Origin of the sequence: Citrobacter sp. Cb031 (genome assembly GCF_030336725.1) — a bacterium.
Taxonomy (GTDB): domain Bacteria; phylum Pseudomonadota; class Gammaproteobacteria; order Enterobacterales; family Enterobacteriaceae; genus Citrobacter; species Citrobacter braakii.
This window is the reverse complement of the sequence record NZ_JAOWDA010000035.1, coordinates 170,042-186,802: the sequence shown is the minus strand read 5'-3', so window position 1 is coordinate 186,802 and position 16,761 is coordinate 170,042. Positions and strand designations below refer to the sequence as shown.

At 52.7% G+C, this 16,761-nt stretch carries 15 protein-coding genes and 3 tRNA genes; 10 read left to right on the top strand and 8 right to left on the bottom strand.

Annotated elements, in window-relative coordinates; translation table 11 throughout:
• Positions 1-2: 2 nt before the first annotated feature.
• Complete coding sequence (locus OGV93_RS22640; RefSeq protein ID WP_046276142.1) at positions 3-1,502, bottom strand: sugar ABC transporter ATP-binding protein; 1,500 nt, start codon at positions 1,500-1,502, stop codon at positions 3-5.
• A 463-nt stretch (positions 1,503-1,965) separates the two neighbouring features.
• Between OGV93_RS22640 and fucI the strand changes: the two genes are divergently transcribed.
• The 4 genes from fucI to fucR all read left to right on the top strand — a co-directional run bounded on the left by fucI (position 1,966) and on the right by fucR (position 6,469).
• Positions 1,966-3,741 (top strand): L-fucose isomerase, encoded by a 1,776-nt coding sequence (gene fucI / locus OGV93_RS22635; protein ID WP_103928543.1) that lies wholly within the window; start codon positions 1,966-1,968, stop codon positions 3,739-3,741.
• Positions 3,742-3,840: 99 nt separating this feature from the next.
• On the top strand, positions 3,841-5,259 hold the full coding sequence (gene fucK, locus OGV93_RS22630; protein ID WP_103928544.1) for an L-fuculokinase: 1,419 nt from the start codon (positions 3,841-3,843) through the stop codon (positions 5,257-5,259).
• A 1-nt stretch (position 5,260) separates the two neighbouring features.
• The gene (gene fucU, locus OGV93_RS22625; protein WP_103928545.1) at positions 5,261-5,683 is read left to right on the top strand and encodes an L-fucose mutarotase; all 423 of its coding nucleotides are present in this window, start codon (positions 5,261-5,263) and stop codon (positions 5,681-5,683) included.
• Between the two features lie 57 nt (positions 5,684-5,740).
• Entirely contained in the window at positions 5,741-6,469 is a 729-nt protein-coding gene (fucR, locus tag OGV93_RS22620) for an L-fucose operon activator (RefSeq protein ID WP_019077594.1), read from the top strand.
• Between the two features lie 35 nt (positions 6,470-6,504).
• Here the strand turns inward: fucR and rlmM are convergent, their stop codons facing one another.
• The 4 genes from rlmM to OGV93_RS22600 form a co-directional block, all read right to left on the bottom strand.
• Entirely contained in the window at positions 6,505-7,605 is a 1,101-nt protein-coding gene (rlmM, locus tag OGV93_RS22615; RefSeq protein ID WP_003034040.1) for a 23S rRNA (cytidine(2498)-2'-O)-methyltransferase RlmM, read from the bottom strand.
• Entirely contained in the window at positions 7,598-7,993 is a 396-nt protein-coding gene (locus tag OGV93_RS22610; RefSeq protein ID WP_003034037.1) for a DUF423 domain-containing protein, read from the bottom strand. The genes rlmM and OGV93_RS22610 overlap by 8 nt, the downstream gene beginning before the upstream one ends.
• A gap of 18 nt (positions 7,994-8,011) precedes the next feature.
• The gene (gcvA, locus tag OGV93_RS22605) at positions 8,012-8,929 is read right to left on the bottom strand and encodes a glycine cleavage system transcriptional regulator GcvA (protein ID WP_016154260.1); all 918 of its coding nucleotides are present in this window, start codon (positions 8,927-8,929) and stop codon (positions 8,012-8,014) included.
• Positions 8,930-9,292: 363 nt separating this feature from the next.
• Complete coding sequence (locus tag OGV93_RS22600; RefSeq protein ID WP_016154261.1) at positions 9,293-9,520, bottom strand: YgdI/YgdR family lipoprotein; 228 nt, start codon at positions 9,518-9,520, stop codon at positions 9,293-9,295.
• Positions 9,521-9,712: 192 nt separating this feature from the next.
• On the opposite strand from OGV93_RS22600, the gene csdA reads away from it, so the two are divergent.
• Both csdA and csdE read left to right on the top strand, forming a co-directional pair.
• Positions 9,713-10,918, top strand: a complete 1,206-nt coding sequence (gene csdA, locus OGV93_RS22595; protein ID WP_016157368.1) for a cysteine desulfurase CsdA — start codon at positions 9,713-9,715, stop codon at positions 10,916-10,918.
• Positions 10,918-11,361, top strand: a complete 444-nt coding sequence (gene csdE, locus OGV93_RS22590; RefSeq protein WP_016154263.1) for a cysteine desulfurase sulfur acceptor subunit CsdE — start codon at positions 10,918-10,920, stop codon at positions 11,359-11,361. Before csdA ends, csdE begins: the two co-directional genes overlap by 1 nt.
• A gap of 47 nt (positions 11,362-11,408) precedes the next feature.
• Here the strand turns inward: csdE and tcdA are convergent, their stop codons facing one another.
• A complete protein-coding gene (tcdA, locus tag OGV93_RS22585; RefSeq protein WP_019077596.1) occupies positions 11,409-12,215 on the bottom strand; it encodes a tRNA cyclic N6-threonylcarbamoyladenosine(37) synthase TcdA in 807 nt (268 codons plus the stop codon).
• A gap of 39 nt (positions 12,216-12,254) precedes the next feature.
• The gene (gene mltA / locus OGV93_RS22580; RefSeq protein ID WP_103928547.1) at positions 12,255-13,352 is read right to left on the bottom strand and encodes a murein transglycosylase A; all 1,098 of its coding nucleotides are present in this window, start codon (positions 13,350-13,352) and stop codon (positions 12,255-12,257) included.
• 205 nt (positions 13,353-13,557) lie between these two features.
• On the opposite strand from mltA, the gene OGV93_RS22575 reads away from it, so the two are divergent.
• From OGV93_RS22575 to OGV93_RS22565, 3 genes are all read left to right on the top strand, one after another.
• Positions 13,558-13,634, top strand: a tRNA-Met gene (locus OGV93_RS22575).
• A gap of 34 nt (positions 13,635-13,668) precedes the next feature.
• A tRNA-Met gene (locus OGV93_RS22570) sits at positions 13,669-13,745 on the top strand.
• 34 nt (positions 13,746-13,779) lie between these two features.
• Positions 13,780-13,856: transfer RNA gene (locus OGV93_RS22565), tRNA-Met, on the top strand.
• Positions 13,857-13,930: 74 nt separating this feature from the next.
• Here the strand turns inward: OGV93_RS22565 and amiC are convergent.
• The gene (amiC, locus tag OGV93_RS22560; RefSeq protein ID WP_016154266.1) at positions 13,931-15,184 is read right to left on the bottom strand and encodes an N-acetylmuramoyl-L-alanine amidase AmiC; all 1,254 of its coding nucleotides are present in this window, start codon (positions 15,182-15,184) and stop codon (positions 13,931-13,933) included.
• Between the two features lie 235 nt (positions 15,185-15,419).
• Here amiC and argA point away from each other — a divergent pair, with 235 nt between their 5' ends.
• On the top strand, positions 15,420-16,751 hold the full coding sequence (argA, locus tag OGV93_RS22555; protein ID WP_008785703.1) for an amino-acid N-acetyltransferase: 1,332 nt from the start codon (positions 15,420-15,422) through the stop codon (positions 16,749-16,751).
• The last annotated feature ends 10 nt before the right edge of the window (positions 16,752-16,761 follow it).

The following is a 16,761-nucleotide window of genomic DNA, read 5'->3' as shown; positions in this document are numbered from 1 at the left end:
AATTAGTCCTCTAACGTCGCATATTGCATGATTTTTTCTTGTGTGGCGTCATCAGAAGCTAACTCCCCGGTAATACGTCCATTACGCATCACTAAAATGCGATCGCACATACCCAGCACTTCCGGTAATTCAGAGGAGATCATGATAATTGACTTCCCTTTGGCCACCAGTCGATTCATTAATTCATAAATCTCAAGTTTGGCACCCACATCAATACCGCGAGTGGGTTCATCAAAGATGAGAATATCGGTGTCTTTACACACCCATCTGGCAATAATAATTTTCTGCTGATTACCACCACTTAAATTCAGAGCAGCCTGTTCTAAATGTGGTGTTTTAATGCGTAGGGCTTTCACCTGTTCTTCGCTGGTTTTCTGACAACGTTTGCTGTCCACGTTGCCATAACGATCGGAATACTCAGGATAATTGCCCAACATAATATTGCGCTCAACGGACAGTCCTAATGCCAACCCCTCTTTTTTCCTGTCCTCGGTTAAATAGCTGATACCCTGTTTGATAGCATCAGGAATATCTTTAATTACCGTCACGTTACCGTTCAGCTTGAGGGTTCCGCCATCAATGGGATCCGCACCAAAAATCGCCCGCGCCAGCTCAGTACGTCCTGCCCCCATCAGACCGGCGAAGCCCAAAATTTCGCCCTGATACAGAGTGAAATCAATATTGTTCAATACGCCATTGCGCGTCAGACCGCTTACTTCCAACACCGGCTTGCGTTGAGCCAAAGGTTCGCGGCGAGGATAGATATTGCCAAGATCGCGCCCAACCATCATGGCAATCAGATCGCTAATTTTAACCGCATCATAATCCACAGTGGCAATAAACTGGCCATCCCGCATCACCGTCGCGCGATCGGCGATCAGCGCCAGTTCCTCTAACCTGTGCGAGATATAAACAATGCCCGTTCCCTGTTCTTTCAGCAAACGAGTTACCTGAAATAAGCTGTCAATTTCCGTTTCAGTTAGCGCTGCCGTCGGTTCATCCATAATAAGAATCTTGGCATTCACCGATATCGCTTTAGCAATCTCAACCATTTGTTGTTGCGCGACGGTCAGATCGGCCACCAGCGTTTCTGGAGAGATATTCAGGTTTAATTTTTGCAAAATATCGATAGCTGCCTGTCGCTGTTGTTTTTCATCCAGACGCCAGCGATTATTTTTGCAAAACTCCCTGCCAATAAATATATTTTCTTCCACCGTGAGTTCAGGGAAAAGGTTAAACTCCTGGTGAATGATGGTGATACCTGCGCTTTGTGCACTCAACGGATTCGCAAAAGTAACAGGTTGTCCCTCAAAAATAATATCCCCTTCATCAGGCTGATAAACACCGGATAAAATCTTCATCAACGTAGACTTTCCTGCGCCATTCTCACCCAGCAGCGCATGAACCTCTCCTTTGCGTAAAGCAAAATCCACATTACTCAACGCTAATACGCCGGGAAAACGTTTCGTAATATGACTCATCTGTAAAAATGTTTCAGACATTGCTGCTTTCCTCAATATACAGAAACTGCAATCAGTGAATCAGGCGCAAAACGTTGCCAGGAAGCCATCGTCACCGTTAATGCGAATACTACCTATAAGTTCATATGCGTTTTATCAATCATGCTAACTCGAGTTAGCGAAGTGCCTTTTAAAGCTATTTTAGCTACTCAAAATAGCCAAATCATTTGGTTTAAAACTGTGACGCTGAACAGACAATTTATTACAACCAATTAATTTAAAAAGGATTTATTGAAAATACCCGTCCTGGTTTATTTGACGCAGATCGAATTTTAACCACTTCTCGTGAAGCCTCTCACAGTTCCACAACAAAAAAGTTGTGCAAAAAACTCTCTAATACCTAAGCTAACTCGAGTTAGCAAAAATGGGTTATTCAGCCAACTGCGACGGTGGTGTTCAACATCCGCTTTTGCAGCACGGCATAAAGTGAGATGAGGAACCTCGAATGAACAAAAATAGCTTACCGAAAATTGGAATTCGTCCGGTGATTGATGGGCGCCGTATGGGTGTTCGTGAATCGCTCGAAGAGCAAACCATGAATATGGCCAAAGCCACTGCTGCGCTGATCACAGAGAAACTTCGTCACGCCAGTGGCGCACAAATTGAATGTGTGATTGCCGACACTTGCATTGCCGGGATGGCTGAATCTGCCGCCTGTGAAGAAAAATTCAGCAGCCTGAACGTAGGCGTGACGATTACTGTTACCCCATGCTGGTGCTACGGTAGCGAAACCATCGACATGGATCCGATGCGCCCAAAAGCTATCTGGGGCTTTAACGGAACAGAACGTCCCGGCGCAGTTTATCTGGCCGCAGCATTGGCTGCGCATAATCAAAAAGGACTTCCCGCCTTCTCTATTTACGGCCATGACGTACAGGATGCCGGCGATACCACGATCCCTGCCGATGTTGAAGAAAAATTGCTGCGCTTTGCCCGCGCGGGCCTGGCGGTTGCCAGTATGAAAGGCAAAAGCTACCTGTCCGTAGGCGGTGTTTCAATGGGCATTGCCGGCTCGATTGTCGATCATAACTTCTTTGAATCCTGGCTGGGAATGAAGGTTCAACCCGTTGATATGACCGAACTGCGTCGTCGCATCGACCAAAAAATCTATGACGAAGCTGAGCTGGAAATGGCGCTGGCGTGGGCGGATAAAAACTTCCGCTACGGTGAAGATCAGAACGCACAGCAATATAAGCGTAACGCAGAGCAGAGCCGTGCGGTGCTGAAAGAGAGCCTGCTGATGGCCATGTGCATTCGCGACATGATGCAGGGTAACCAGAAACTGGCAGACAAAGGTCGGGTTGAAGAGTCGCTGGGGTACAACGCGATTGCCGCAGGCTTCCAGGGCCAGCGTCACTGGACCGATCAATACCCGAATGGCGATACCGCCGAAGCACTGCTCAACAGCTCCTTTGACTGGAACGGCATTCGCGAACCGTTCGTTGTCGCCACCGAAAACGACAGCCTGAACGGCGTGGCGATGCTGTTTGGTCATCAACTCACCGGCACAGCGCAGGTCTTTGCCGATGTGCGCACCTACTGGTCGCCAGAGGCGGTTGAACGCGTCACAGGTAAACCGCTAACCGGCCTTGCTGAGCACGGTATTATTCACCTGATTAACTCCGGCTCGGCAGCGCTGGATGGCTCCTGCAAACAGCGCGACGGCGAAGGGAAACCGACCATGAAGCCGCACTGGGAAATCTCACAGAAAGAGGCGGATGATTGCCTGGCGGCTACCGAATGGTGTCCGGCTATTCACGAATACTTCCGCGGCGGCGGCTATTCTTCTCGCTTCCTGACCGAGGGCGGCGTGCCGTTCACCATGACCCGCATCAACATCATCAAAGGCCTGGGCCCGGTGCTGCAAATCGCGGAAGGCTGGAGCGTGGAATTGCCGAAAGAGATGCACGACCAGCTTGATGCGCGCACCAACTCCACCTGGCCAACCACCTGGTTTGCCCCGCGCTTAACCGGTACAGGCCCGTTCAGCGATGTCTATTCCGTCATGGCTAACTGGGGCGCAAACCACGGCGTACTGACGATTGGTCACGTGGGCGCGGACTTTATTACGCTCGCCGCCATGTTGCGTATCCCGGTTTGTATGCACAACGTGGAAGACGAAAAAATTTACCGCCCTTCAGCCTGGGCAGCCCATGGTATGGATATGGAAGGCCAGGATTATCGCGCCTGCCAGAACTACGGCCCGCTGTATAAGCGTTAATGCGACTCTGGCCCGGTGGCGCAAGCTTACCGGGCCTGCGCGGTGAATTTTGTAAGCCGGGTAAGCGCTGCGCCATCCGGCTACGTTTGGGGAGCGATTATGAAACAAGACGTTATCCTGGTTCTCGACTGTGGCGCGACCAACGTGCGGGCTATCGCCGTTGACCGACAGGGAAAGATTGTCGCCCGCGCAGCAACCCCGAACGCCAGTGACATCGCAACAGAAAACAGTACCTGGCATCAGTGGTCGCTGGAGGCCATTCTGCAACGCTTCGCCGATTGCTGTCAGCGCCTCTGCACGCAACTGGCCGCCTGCCATGTCCGCGGGATCGCCGTCACCACTTTTGGCGTAGACGGCGCGCTGGTTGATAAGAACGGCAAGCAGCTGTATCCGGTGATTAGCTGGAAATGTCCACGCACCGCAGCGGTGATGGAGAATATTCACCGCTACATATCACCGCAGCAATTGCAGGAAATTTCCGGCGTCGGCGCATTTAGTTTCAACACGCTGTATAAATTGGTGTGGCTGAAAGAAAACCATCCGCAATTTCTGGAGCAGGCGCACGCCTGGTTGTTTATCTCGTCGCTTATCAACCACCGTTTAACCGGCGAGTTCACTACAGATATCACCATGGCGGGCACCAGTCAGCTGCTGGACATCCGGCAGCGCGATTTTAGTCATGACATTTTGCAGGCTACGGGCATACCGCGCCGTCTGTTCCCGCGCCTGGTTGAAGCAGGCGAACAGATTGGGGTTTTGCAACCAGAGGCTGCCAGCTTGCTCGGGCTTACGGCGGGAATTCCGGTCATCTCTGCCGGACACGACACGCAGTTTGCGCTATTTGGCGCTGGAGCCCAACCAGATGAACCGGTGCTCTCTTCCGGCACATGGGAAATTCTGATGGTGCGCAGTGCGCAGGTGGATACCTCCCAGCTCAGCCAATATGCGGGTTCCACTTGTGAGCTGGATAGCCAGGCTGGACTGAATAACCCCGGCATGCAGTGGCTGGCTTCCGGTGTACTCGAGTGGGTGCGTAAGCTGCTGTGGACTGCCGACACCCCCTGGCAGACGCTGATTGACGAAGCCAGGGCCATCCCGGCAGGCGCCGAAGGCGTGAAGATGCACTGCGACCTGCTGGCCTGTCAGAATGCGGGCTGGCAAGGGGTTACGCTCAATACCACCCGTGGGCACTTTTATCGCGCCGCGCTGGAAGGACTGACAGAACAGCTGCAGCGAAACCTCCATACGCTGGAAAAAATCGGTCATTTCCAGGCCACAGAACTGCTATTGGTTGGTGGGGGAAGCCGCAACGCGTTGTGGAATCAGATCAAAGCGAATGTGCTCGGGATACCTGTCAAAGTGCTGGATGACGCCGAAACCACCGTGGCAGGTGCCACAATGTTTGCGTGGTCGGGCATTGGGGAATTTGCCTCACCGGAACAGGCACGCGGGCAGGTACGCTACCAGTACCGTTACTTCTATCCGCAAACCGAATCCGAACTAACAGGAGTTGAGTAACATGCTCAAAACAATATCTCCCTTAATTTCGCCCGACCTGCTGAAGGTGCTGGCTGAGATGGGGCACGGCGATGAGATTATATTTTCCGATGCCCACTTCCCGGCCCACAGCATGGGACCGCAGGTTATCCGCGCCGACGGTCTATTGGTCAGCGACCTGCTACAGGCGATTATTCCGCTCTTTGAACTGGACAGCTATGCCCCACCGCTGGTGATGATGGCGGCTGTTGAAGGCGATGCCCTCGATCCTGACGTCGAGACCCGCTATCGTCAGGCGCTTTCACTGCAAACCCCCTGCCCGGACATCACGCGTATTGACCGCTATACCTTCTATGAACGCGCGCAACAGGCGTTTGCTATCGTTATCACAGGAGAGCGGGCAAAGTACGGGAATATTCTATTAAAAAAAGGAGTAACCCCGTAATCTCTGGTCTGAATGCCCGTCAGCTACGGGCATTCATCATAAAATGAGGATCAGAACATGAAAGCGGCGCGCCAGCAGGCGATCGTAGATCTGCTTACCAACCACAAAAATCTGACAACCGAAACCCTTGCTTTGCAACTTAAGGTCAGCAAAGAGACCATCCGCCGCGATCTCAGCGAGCTACAAGCCCAGGGAAAAGTGCTGCGCAATCACGGGCGGGCCAAAGTGATTCATCGGGAAAATCAGGACAGCGGCGACCCGTTTCATATGCGACTCAAAAGCCACTATGCCCACAAAGCGAATATTGCCCGCGAAGCGCTGGCATGGATCGAAGAAGGTATGGTGATAGCCCTGGACGCCAGCTCAACGTGCTGGTACCTGGCGCGACAGTTACCGGACATCAACATTCACGTCTTTACCAACAGCCAGCCCATTTGCCAGGAATTGGCTAAACGCGAACACCTTCAGCTCATCAGCTCCGGCGGTCGCCTTGAGCGTAAATACGGTTGCTATGTTAACCCCTCGCTCATCTCGCAGCTCAAACCACTCGAGATCGATCTGTTTATTTTTTCCTGCGCAGGGATCGACAGCGACGGCGCACTCTGGGACTCTAACGCGACCAATGCCGACTTCAAGTCCATTCTGCTTAAGCGCGCAGCGCAGTCATTATTGCTGATCGATAAAAGTAAATTTAATCGTTCGGGAGAGGCCCGGATTGGGCATCTGGATGATGTGACGCATATTATTTCAGATACGCCGCTGATTGAAACAATGCAGGCCGGATGAGACATTTACGCCTTCATCCGGCCTGCAATTTTACCTTATCGCTCGTCGCGACGACCACCAACAGCAGCCCACAGGCGACGGACGTGCACGGTGACTTCTTCACGGTCATGATACAGCTGACGCGCCTGAATCTGGGCATTTACGCCATGCTCGTCAAGCTGTGCCTGAATATAAGCCAGGTTTTGCGACACCTCTTCGTAGCGTTTTTTCATCGGCAGCTTGAGGTTGAAGATAGTCTCTCGACACCAGCCGTTGACCAGCCATTGCGCCATCAGGGCGGCAACCTTCGCGGGCTTTTCCACCATGTCGCAAACCATCCACGAAATGTTATTGCGATTTGGCCGGTACTTAAATCCGTCTTCGCGCAGCCAGGTAACTTGTCCGGTATCCATCAGGCTTTGCGCCATCGGACCATTATCCACGGAGTAAACCCACATGTTGCGTTTAACCAGTTGATAGGTCCAACCGCCCGGGCATGCCCCTAAATCCACCGCATACATTCCGTTAGCCAGACGTTCATCCCACTCATCGGCAGGAATAAACACGTGCAGCGCTTCTTCCAGCTTCAGTGTTGAACGGCTCGGCGCATCGGCCGGGAACTTCAGACGCGGAATGCCCATGTAGAACGGGGAGTTATTGTCGGGCCAGGAATAGCCGGTATAGCAACAGCCTGGTGCGATAAAGAACACATGAACCACCGGACGTTTTGGCGTTTCATATTTTGCCAGCACGCCCGCTTCCCGCAGCGCCGCGCGCAGTGGTACGGTAAATTTACGGCAAAATTTAACCAACTCTTTGCTTTCATTGGTATCAGCAACTTCAACGCGCAGATCGCCGCCTTTCTCTACCACGCCCTGCAACATGCCGACAATCGGCGTAATGCGGTCTTCCGGCGGTAAATATTGCAGCAGTTCGCCCACCACAAACATTTGACGGGCAAAAATCAGCGAGCTAAACGGCAACTCTTTCACTAACTTTTCGGCATCGTCCTGCTGATAGCATTCGAAGATGACGTAACCCGCATTGTCTTTCACGCGGGCAAAACCGAAGATTTCCCGGCGTCCTGCTTTATCCGTAATTTCTGCGGCGCACTCTTTTTCAAAACCTGGGCGACACAACAATACAACCTTATTCATGGCTAACGCCCTTACGTTTCAATCGAATAGCGCCCACTAACATCAGCGCCCAGCCCACAAGGAAGCTGAAACCGCCGACGGGGGTAACAAACGCCCACAGGCGTAAATGCGAGAGCGCGAGGCAATACAGGCTGCCGCTAAACAGCACCGTTCCTAATGCCAAAAACACGCTACTCCAGTAAAACCAAATGCTAATGCGCCGCTGCATGGCGACGGCCAGGCCAAATATAGCCAGCGTATGGAACGCCTGATACTCGAGGCCAGTCTGGATCCACCCCATCTCAACGACACCGAGGGTTTTACTCAGAACATGTGCCCCAAAGGCGCCCAACGCCACAAAGATAAAGCCACTTACGGCGGCAAAAATCAGCATAAAACGGCTGGTCATGTGAATACCCTACGTAAATTATTGTTCATAACGAAAGCGGAATTTTTCTTGTTCCGTGGCCGCTTTCGCCAGAATCCACTGACGGAAGGCGGCTATTTTACCCAGTTCTGCCTGACTGTCATGACAAACCAGATAAAATGCGTTTTTGCTGACCAGAACATCATTAAACGGACAGACCAGACGTCCGGCTTCTATTTCGGATTGCGCCATGACGTTATTAGCCAATGCAATTCCCTGTCCATGGATAGCAGCCTGGAGCACCATGGCGCTATGGCTGAAGATGGGTCCCTGCTGTACGTTGATATGATTCAGGCCAAGCTGGCGCGTATAGGCTTGCCAGTCACGGCGTGACGCATCGTGCAATAATGTGTGTTTCGCCAGATCTTCGGGCGTCTTTAGCGGTTTATCACCGGTGAGTAATAGCGGCGAGCAGACCGGCAATAAATATTCTGCGTACAATTTTTCAACGCGCAGACCCGGCCAGTTGCCACGTCCGTAGAAAATCGCCACATCAACATCGTCAGCCAGTTTGTCTTCCTGACGGTCCACCGCCTGGATCCTGACATCGATTCCCGGATAAGCTGAGTTAAAGCTAGAGAGTCTGGGAACCATCCATTGGATTGCAAAACTGGGCAATAAACTCACAGTGAGCGCACCTTTTGCACTGCGTGCCTGAAGTTTACGCGTCGCGTCGGTTAATTGCGAAAAAATCTCTTTGATGTCGAGAAAGTAGCTTTGGCCTTCTTCCGTTAACAGCAAAGATCGATTGCGTCGACGAAACAGCTTCAGCCCCAGGAAATCCTCAAGTGACTTGATTTGATGACTTACTGCGGCCTGCGTCACAAAAAGCTCTTCTGCTGCGCGAGTAAAGCTTAAATGACGCGCTGCAGCATCAAAAACACGCAACGCATTTAGGGGTGGTAATCGTTTTGACATGACTTTTAGGCTTTGATGTTAAATGAATTTAACAATTAACCAACAGGTTGTAACCTATTAGTTTTTTTTATCTGAGCCATTATAAATTGTCCGTTGAGGTTCTACCAGCAAATACCTATAGTGGCGGCACTTCCTGAAGCCGGAACGAAAAGTTTTATCGGAATGCGTGTTCTGGTGGGCTTTTGGCTTACGGTTGTGATGTTGTGTTGTTGTGTTTGCAATTGGTCTGCGATTCAGACCATGGTAGCAAAGCTACCCTTTTTCACTTCCTGTACATTTACCCTGTCTGTCCATAGTGATTAATGTAGCACCGCCAAATTGCGGTGCTTTTTTTTGTCCGACTCTTAGTCGATGGACGACCGGTTAGTTATCCAGTTCTACCATCTCTTTCACATCGGTACGGTTAATCTGCTGTTTGTTGCCGTTAGCGTCTTTATACGAAATCATCCCCGTTTCATTGTCGGTCTGTGGCTTACCATCAGATACGATTGATCGACCATCATTGGTGTGCATCACGTAATTCGAACCAGAACAGGCGCTCAGGGCAAAAGTCAGCATACAAGCAGAGATAATTGCGGCAGTCTTTTTCATCTTTTTCTCCTTAAAGCGATTTATGCTATTAAAAACACACTCCGTAACAGGCTAAATTGCTCGCCTAACGGTATATAGCATAAGACACTGCGTGGACTTTGCCAGGATATCCAGAGTATTCCGATGGTTAGCACCCCCCTTGTATCAGCGCCCTTTTTGCGCCACGATCGGTTTACTGAACTGAGGAATACCATGAACGCTTTTAACCCCGCGCAGTTTCGCGCGCAATTTCCCGCACTCAACGATGCTGGCGTCTATCTCGACAGCGCTGCTACCGCACTGAAGCCGCAGGCAGTGATTGAGGCCACCCATCAGTTTTATAGCCTGAGCGCCGGGAACGTCCACCGCAGCCAGTTTGCCGAAGCACAGCGCCTGACCGCACGCTATGAAGCCGCGCGGGAAAAAGTCGCAAGCCTGATTAATGCGCCGGATGACAAAACAATCGTCTGGACCCGCGGTACGACGGAAGCGATCAACATGGTTGCCCAAAGCTATGCGCGACCGCGCTTACAACCGGGTGATGAGATTATCGTTAGCGCAGCAGAGCATCATGCCAACCTCGTGCCCTGGCTGATGGTGGCGGAGCAAACGGGGGCGAAGGTCGTCAGGCTGCCGCTTAACGCCCATTTATTGCCAGACGTTGAAAGCCTCGCGCAACTCATCACTCCACGCAGCCGCATTCTGGCGCTTGGGCAGATGTCGAACGTTACCGGCGGTTGCCCGGATCTGGCCCGCGCCATTACGCTCGCCCATGCGGCTGGCATGGTGGTGATGGTGGATGGTGCCCAGGGGATTGTCCATTTCCCCGCCGACGTACAGCAATTAGACATTGATTTCTATGCGTTCTCGGGCCACAAGCTGTATGGCCCCACCGGCATTGGCGTGCTGTACGGTAAACCGGAACTGCTGGATGCCATGTCTCCCTGGCTCGGTGGCGGTAAAATGATTAGCGAAGTCAGTTTTGACGGTTTCACCACCCAGGCTGCTCCATGGAAGCTGGAGGCCGGTACGCCTAACGTTGCTGGCGTTATCGGACTAAGCGCGGCGCTCGAATGGCTGGCGGACGTTGACGTGGTGCAGGCCGAAAACTGGAGCCGGGGTCTGGCGACGTTGGCAGAAGATGCACTGGCGAAACGCCCCGGCTTTCGCTCCTTCCGCTGCCAGGACTCCAGTCTGTTAGCCTTTGATTTCGCAGGCGTTCATCACAGCGACATGGTGACGTTGCTGGCCGAATATGGCATTGCACTGCGTGCAGGACAACACTGTGCGCAACCGCTGCTGGCAGAACTGGGCGTATCCGGGACGCTACGCGCCTCATTTGCACCTTATAATACGCAAAGTGATGTAGATGCGTTGGTCGCAGCCGTTGACCGCGCGCTGGAAATATTGGTGGATTAATGACAAGCCCTCTGTTCGCCGGACACCCGTTTGGCACAACCGTAACGGAAGAGACGTTACGCAATACCTTTACCCCGCTCACCCAGTGGGAAGATAAATATCGCCAGCTGATTCTGCTGGGTAAGCAGTTGCCAGCGCTTCCGGATTCGCTAAAGGCACAGGCCAAAGAGATCGCGGGCTGCGAAAACCGCGTTTGGCTGGGGCATACCCTTCATGAGAATGGTACTTTGCATTTCTTCGGCGACAGCGAAGGTCGCATTGTACGCGGGCTGCTGGCGGTATTACTCACGGCGGTTGAAGGTAAAACCGCAGCCGAGTTACTGGCGCATTCGCCTATGGCATTATTTGACGAGCTAGGTTTACGCGCGCAGCTCAGCGCCTCGCGTACCCAGGGGCTGCATGCTCTGAACGAGGCGATTCTTGAGGCTGCCCGACAGGTTTGAGGGTTGCCGGATGGCGACGCGAACGCGCCTTATCCGGCACAACACACTCAACTCTGGCGCGCCGCTTTCGCCATCATCTTCTTCAGCGCATGTGAGACGGCAACAAAGCCAAAGGTGGCGGTCACCATAGTGGCCGCGCCAAAACCGGATGCGCAATCCATGCGCTTCGGCCCTTCCGCCGTCGCTTTCATCGCACATACCGAGCCATCTGCCTGCGGGTAAACCAGCGCTTCGGTCGAGAACACACAGTCCACGCCCAGCTTGCCTTTGCTGTTTTTCACCACGCCAAAATCGCTTTTCAGTCGCTCGCGTAGCTTGGCTGCCAGCGGATCCTGGATAGTTTTTGCCAAATCAACGACCTGTATCTGCGTCGGGTCGATCTGCCCTCCCGCACCACCGGTGGTCACCAGCGGAATTTTGTTACGTCGACACCAGGCGATCAGTGCCGCTTTTGGGCGCACGCTATCAATCGCATCAATGACATACGAATAACCCGCACTCATATACTCAGCAACATTATCCGGCGTGACAAAATCATCGACTACGTTCACCCGGCACTCCGGGTTAATCTGGCGGATACGTTCAGCCATCACTTCAGCTTTTGCCAGGCCGACGTTATCGCGCAGAGCATGGATCTGGCGATTAGTATTGGTGACGCACACATCATCCATATCGATGAGCGTGATGGCGCCAATACCGGTACGCGCCAGCGCTTCCGCCGCCCACGACCCTACCCCGCCAATCCCGACCACGCAAACGTGCGATTGGGCAAACAACTGCAGCGCATTTTCGCCATACAGACGCGCCGTACCGCCAAAACGCTGGCGCCAGGCATCACTGATAACCACAGACATAACACCTCAAATTCATTAATATCGAGCGCCATCCGGCTATTAACCGCTGAACACGTTACCCGTACCCGGCGCTGTTTTCAGTACCCACACGCGACCGTAGTGATTATACCACCCCGCACGGTGTCCGGCGTCAGCACCAATGCCTTGATAGATATCGAAGTGTTGCCCTTTAATAGCGCCACCCACATCTAACGCCACCATCAGACGCAGTTCGTACTGGCCGGTAAACTTGCCGTTATTGTCCAGTAACGGGACTTCCGCCAGCAATGTTGTGCCCGCCGGAATGATACTGCGGTCAGAAGCCACAGACGCGCGGCCAATCAACGGTACTGCGCTGGCCCCTTTGACCGGTGCAAAAGATTGCGGTTTAAAGAAGACAAACGATGGGTTCTGCTCCAACAGCTCACGCACCTCGGCTTCGCTGTGCGTTTCACCCCAATGGCGAATAGCCTGCATCGACATATCTTCTTTTTTCACTTCGCCACGATCGATAAGCACCTTACCGATGCTGCGATAGGCGTGGCCGTTTTTCCCGGAATAGCTAAAGAAGTTAAGCGGACTGCCATCGCCAAAATCGATGTAACCACTGCCCTGCACATCCATAATGAAGTTATCCATCAGGGAGTTGCTGTACGCCAGAATGTAGTTGTCGCTCAGCGCGCCCGCGTAAATCTCGGCACGGCTTGGTAAGCGCCCACGTTTTGGCGGCATGCGATAGATAGGATACTGAAACTCGCCCTGGCGCGTATGGCGCGCCTGAATAACCGGCGTGTAGTAACCGGTAAACTGGACGTTACCGTAGTTGTCCGCCCCTTCCATTTGCCAGGCATCAATACCAAACTGGCGCATACTGCGCGTATCACCGCCCGCACGTAACCACTGCTGGATAGCGTTGTAAACGTTGCTCTGGTTGCCGTACAAACGTGGCGAAGCGTTGCGAATTTGATTAACCTGCTCGGCGAAATCACCGGCATTGATTGGTGCGCCAACCGCATCAGGCTGGTTCACCAGTGAGAAAGGCTGGGTAAATTTCCCGTCTTTATACTGCTGCCCACGATCGGTGGGTTTTGAGGAACACGCGGCGAGCATCGCGACGACTGCTCCCGCCAGAAGATATTTTGCCCAACGTCCTTTCATTGTTCTCGTCTTATGTTGCCTGAATGCGAGACGAAGATAACAAACCCCCGAACCTAATGAAATGCGTATACATACCCGAACGCAAATTTTGAGCAAAAAACAATCCAGAATGCGTTGTTTTTGTTCATTTTCACCTTAAAAACGTGATCAAGGTGAAAAAAGGGTTGCATGAAAATGCGAGCAGAGTATAGTGCGCATCCACGGACGCGGGGTGGAGCAGCTTGGTAGCTCGTCGGGCTCATAACCCGAAGGTCGTCAGTTCAAATCTGGCCCCCGCAACCAATTAAAATTTGATGAAATAAAAGCAGTACGGTGACGCGGGGTGGAGCAGCCTGGTAGCTCGTCGGGCTCATAACCCGAAGGTCGTCAGTTCAAATCTGGCCCCCGCAACCAATCAAATTTGATAAAATATAAAGCAGTACGGTGACGCGGGGTGGAGCAGCCTGGTAGCTCGTCGGGCTCATAACCCGAAGGTCGTCGGTTCAAATCCGGCCCCCGCAACCAACATTATAAACACCCTAAAGGGTGTTTTTTTGTATCTGCGGTCCATAAAAAAAGCGCTTTTCAGCGCTTTTTTGTTATCCCCTTCTCGCCAGCGTCGCGCCATCGGCAAAGTAGGCTTTGATCCCCGCCAGAATCGACTCTGCAACTTCCTGCTGGAAGGTCGCAGTTTTGAGCTTACGCTCTTCCTCAACGTTACTGATAAATGCGGTTTCCACCAGAATAGACGGAATATCCGGCGCTTTAAGTACCGCAAACCCGGCTTGTTCAACCTGGTTCTTATGCAGATTGTTAACTTTACCGAGCTTATTCAATACCGCTTTACCAAACTTCAGGCTGTCGGCGATGGTCAGCGATTGCACCATATCAAACATGGTATGGTCGACGTAGCGATCGCCGCTCTTGCTGACGCCGCCAATCAAATCCGAGGCGTTCTGAGTTTGCGCCAGATATTTCGCGGCGGTGCTGGTCGCCCCTTTAGTCGAGAGCGCAAATACCGACGAACCTCTGGGCTGTCGACTGGTAAATGCATCGGCGTGAATAGAGACAAACAGGTCTGCACGCTGCTTCTGCGCTTTCGCCACGCGGACTTTAAGCGGAATGAAGATATCTTCATTTCGCGTCATAAAGACCTTCATGTTGCCCTCTTTCTCTATGAGGGCTCGCAGGCGTCGGGCAATCTGCAGCACCACATCTTTTTCACGCGTCTTGTATTTCCCCACCGCACCGGAGTCCTCTCCGCCATGCCCTGGGTCGAGCATAATGACAATGGGGCGATCGCGCCCCGCTTTACCCGGCTGTGGGCCACTTTGCGCAGGCGGCACCTGTTTGTCCAGATCGCCCTTGTTGTATTCTTCCAGCAACGCCAGCAGCGGATCCTGAACATCCTGGGCATTCGCAGGATAGAGATCCATCACCAGACGTTCTTTAAAGCCTGCCACCGGAGCCAGCGCAAAAAGTTGCGGCTTCACATTCTGTTTCAGCTCGAACACCATCCGCACGGTCTGTGGGTCAAACTGCCCGACGCGCGCCGATTTAATATACGGATCGTCAGGACGGATCTGCGCACCCATGCCCTTGAGCACCGAGTTCAAATTAACGCCTTCAATATCCACAACCACACGCTCAGGATTACTCAGGGCAAACTGTTTGTATTTCAGCAGACGGTTAGATTCTACCGTGACGCGGGTATAGCTGGACGCTGGCCAGACACGTACGGCAACGACCTGACTCATGGCAGCCAGACCAACCTGGCTGACGCTTAAAAGCCACATAGCACCCGCACCTTTCAGTAAACGGCGGCGACTGATTGCTGAATTGGATCCCGACATGCTTCTCCCGAGCAAAAAGAAATCTTTATTGAGGTAATACGTAAAACGTCTGAATTGACCGGAAACTTTAGCGAATGACGCATAATCTGTCATCTATAAAAGGGTAAACATTCTTTTTATATTCACGGCATTACTGAGAAAAATCTTCGGCATGGGTAAAAATTACGCTTGCGCACAGCGCCAAAACAGAATAAAAATACACAAATTACGAATAATCATGCAGCGAGGGTGTGCCGTGGTGAAGGAGCGTAGAACCGAACTGGTACAGGGATTCCGCCATTCTGTTCCCTATATCAATACCCATCGGGGAAAGACGTTTGTCATTATGCTGGGCGGCGAAGCCATCGAGCATGAAAACTTTTCCAGTATCGTCAATGACATTGGCCTTCTTCATAGCCTCGGCATCCGCCTTGTCGTGGTCTATGGCGCACGACCGCAGATTGATGCCAATCTTGCGGCACATCATCATGAACCGGTGTACCACAAGAATACGCGCGTTACCGACGCTAAAACCCTGGAGCTGGTCAAACAGGCGGCAGGGTTACTTCAGCTTGATATTACCGCCCGCCTGTCAATGAGCCTGAATAATACGCCATTGCAGGGGGCGCACATCAATGTGGTCAGCGGTAATTTTATTATCTCCCAGCCGCTGGGCGTTGATGACGGCGTGGATTACTGCCATAGCGGACGTATTCGTCGTATTGATGAAGATGCCATTCACCGGCAGTTAGACAGTGGTGCGATTGTGCTGATGGGCCCGGTCGCCGTTTCCGTCACCGGTGAGAGCTTTAACCTGACTTCAGAAGAGGTCGCCACGCAGTTGGCTATCAAACTGAAGGCAGAGAAAATGATCGGCTTTTGCTCCTCTCAGGGCGTCACCAACGATGATGGCGATATTATTTCCGAGCTGTTTCCTAACGAAGCCCAGGCGCGCGTTGAGTTGCAGGAAGAGAAAGGCGATTACAGCTCCGGCACAGTGCGCTTCCTGCGTGGGGCAGTGAAAGCCTGTCGCAGTGGGGTACGGCGCTGCCATCTGATCAGCTATCAGGAAGATGGCGCATTGCTGCAGGAACTGTTCTCCCGTGACGGGATCGGTACGCAGATCGTAATGGAAAGCGCCGAGCAGATCCGCCGCGCTACCATTAACGATATCGGCGGGATTCTGGAGCTGATCCGCCCGCTGGAGCAGCAAGGCATTCTGGTACGTCGCTCCCGCGAACAACTGGAAATGGAGATCGACAAATTCACGATTATTCAGCGCGATAACCTGACCATCGCCTGCGCCGCTCTGTACCCTTTCCCGGAGGAGAGAATTGGCGAAATGGCGTGCGTGGCGGTGCATCCGGACTACCGTAGCTCATCGCGCGGGGAAGTATTGCTGGAGCGGATCGCCGCGCAGGCCCGGCAAATGGGACTGAGCAAACTGTTCGTGCTGACCACGCGCAGCATCCACTGGTTCCAGGAACGTGGTTTCACGCCGGTGGATATCGACCTGCTGCCGGAAAGCAAGAAAGAGATGTACAACTATCAGCGGCGGTCAAAGGTGCTGATGGCGGATTTGGGGTAGTGGTCGTTGC

Bases quoted from the DNA above. Each gene is read 5' to 3' on its own strand.
- fucK (WP_103928544.1), top strand. From the start codon at position 3,841: ATGAAACAAGACGTTATCCTGGTTCTCGACTGTGGCGCGACCAACGTG.
- OGV93_RS22610 (WP_003034037.1), bottom strand. From the start codon at position 7,993: ATGACCAGCCGTTTTATGCTGATTTTTGCCGCCGTAAGTGGCTTTATC.
- OGV93_RS22600 (WP_016154261.1), bottom strand. From the start codon at position 9,520: ATGAAAAAGACTGCCGCAATTATCTCTGCTTGTATGCTGACTTTTGCC.
- amiC (WP_016154266.1), bottom strand. From the start codon at position 15,184: ATGTCGGGATCCAATTCAGCAATCAGTCGCCGCCGTTTACTGAAAGGT.
- fucI (WP_103928543.1), top strand. From the start codon at position 1,966: ATGAACAAAAATAGCTTACCGAAAATTGGAATTCGTCCGGTGATTGAT.
- gcvA (WP_016154260.1), bottom strand. From the start codon at position 8,929: ATGTCAAAACGATTACCACCCCTAAATGCGTTGCGTGTTTTTGATGCT.
- fucU (WP_103928545.1), top strand. From the start codon at position 5,261: ATGCTCAAAACAATATCTCCCTTAATTTCGCCCGACCTGCTGAAGGTG.
- csdE (WP_016154263.1), top strand. From the start codon at position 10,918: ATGACAAGCCCTCTGTTCGCCGGACACCCGTTTGGCACAACCGTAACG.
- rlmM (WP_003034040.1), bottom strand. From the start codon at position 7,605: ATGAATAAGGTTGTATTGTTGTGTCGCCCAGGTTTTGAAAAAGAGTGC.
- csdA (WP_016157368.1), top strand. From the start codon at position 9,713: ATGAACGCTTTTAACCCCGCGCAGTTTCGCGCGCAATTTCCCGCACTC.
- OGV93_RS22640 (WP_046276142.1), bottom strand. From the start codon at position 1,502: ATGTCTGAAACATTTTTACAGATGAGTCATATTACGAAACGTTTTCCC.
- mltA (WP_103928547.1), bottom strand. From the start codon at position 13,352: ATGAAAGGACGTTGGGCAAAATATCTTCTGGCGGGAGCAGTCGTCGCG.
- fucR (WP_019077594.1), top strand. From the start codon at position 5,741: ATGAAAGCGGCGCGCCAGCAGGCGATCGTAGATCTGCTTACCAACCAC.
- tcdA (WP_019077596.1), bottom strand. From the start codon at position 12,215: ATGTCTGTGGTTATCAGTGATGCCTGGCGCCAGCGTTTTGGCGGTACG.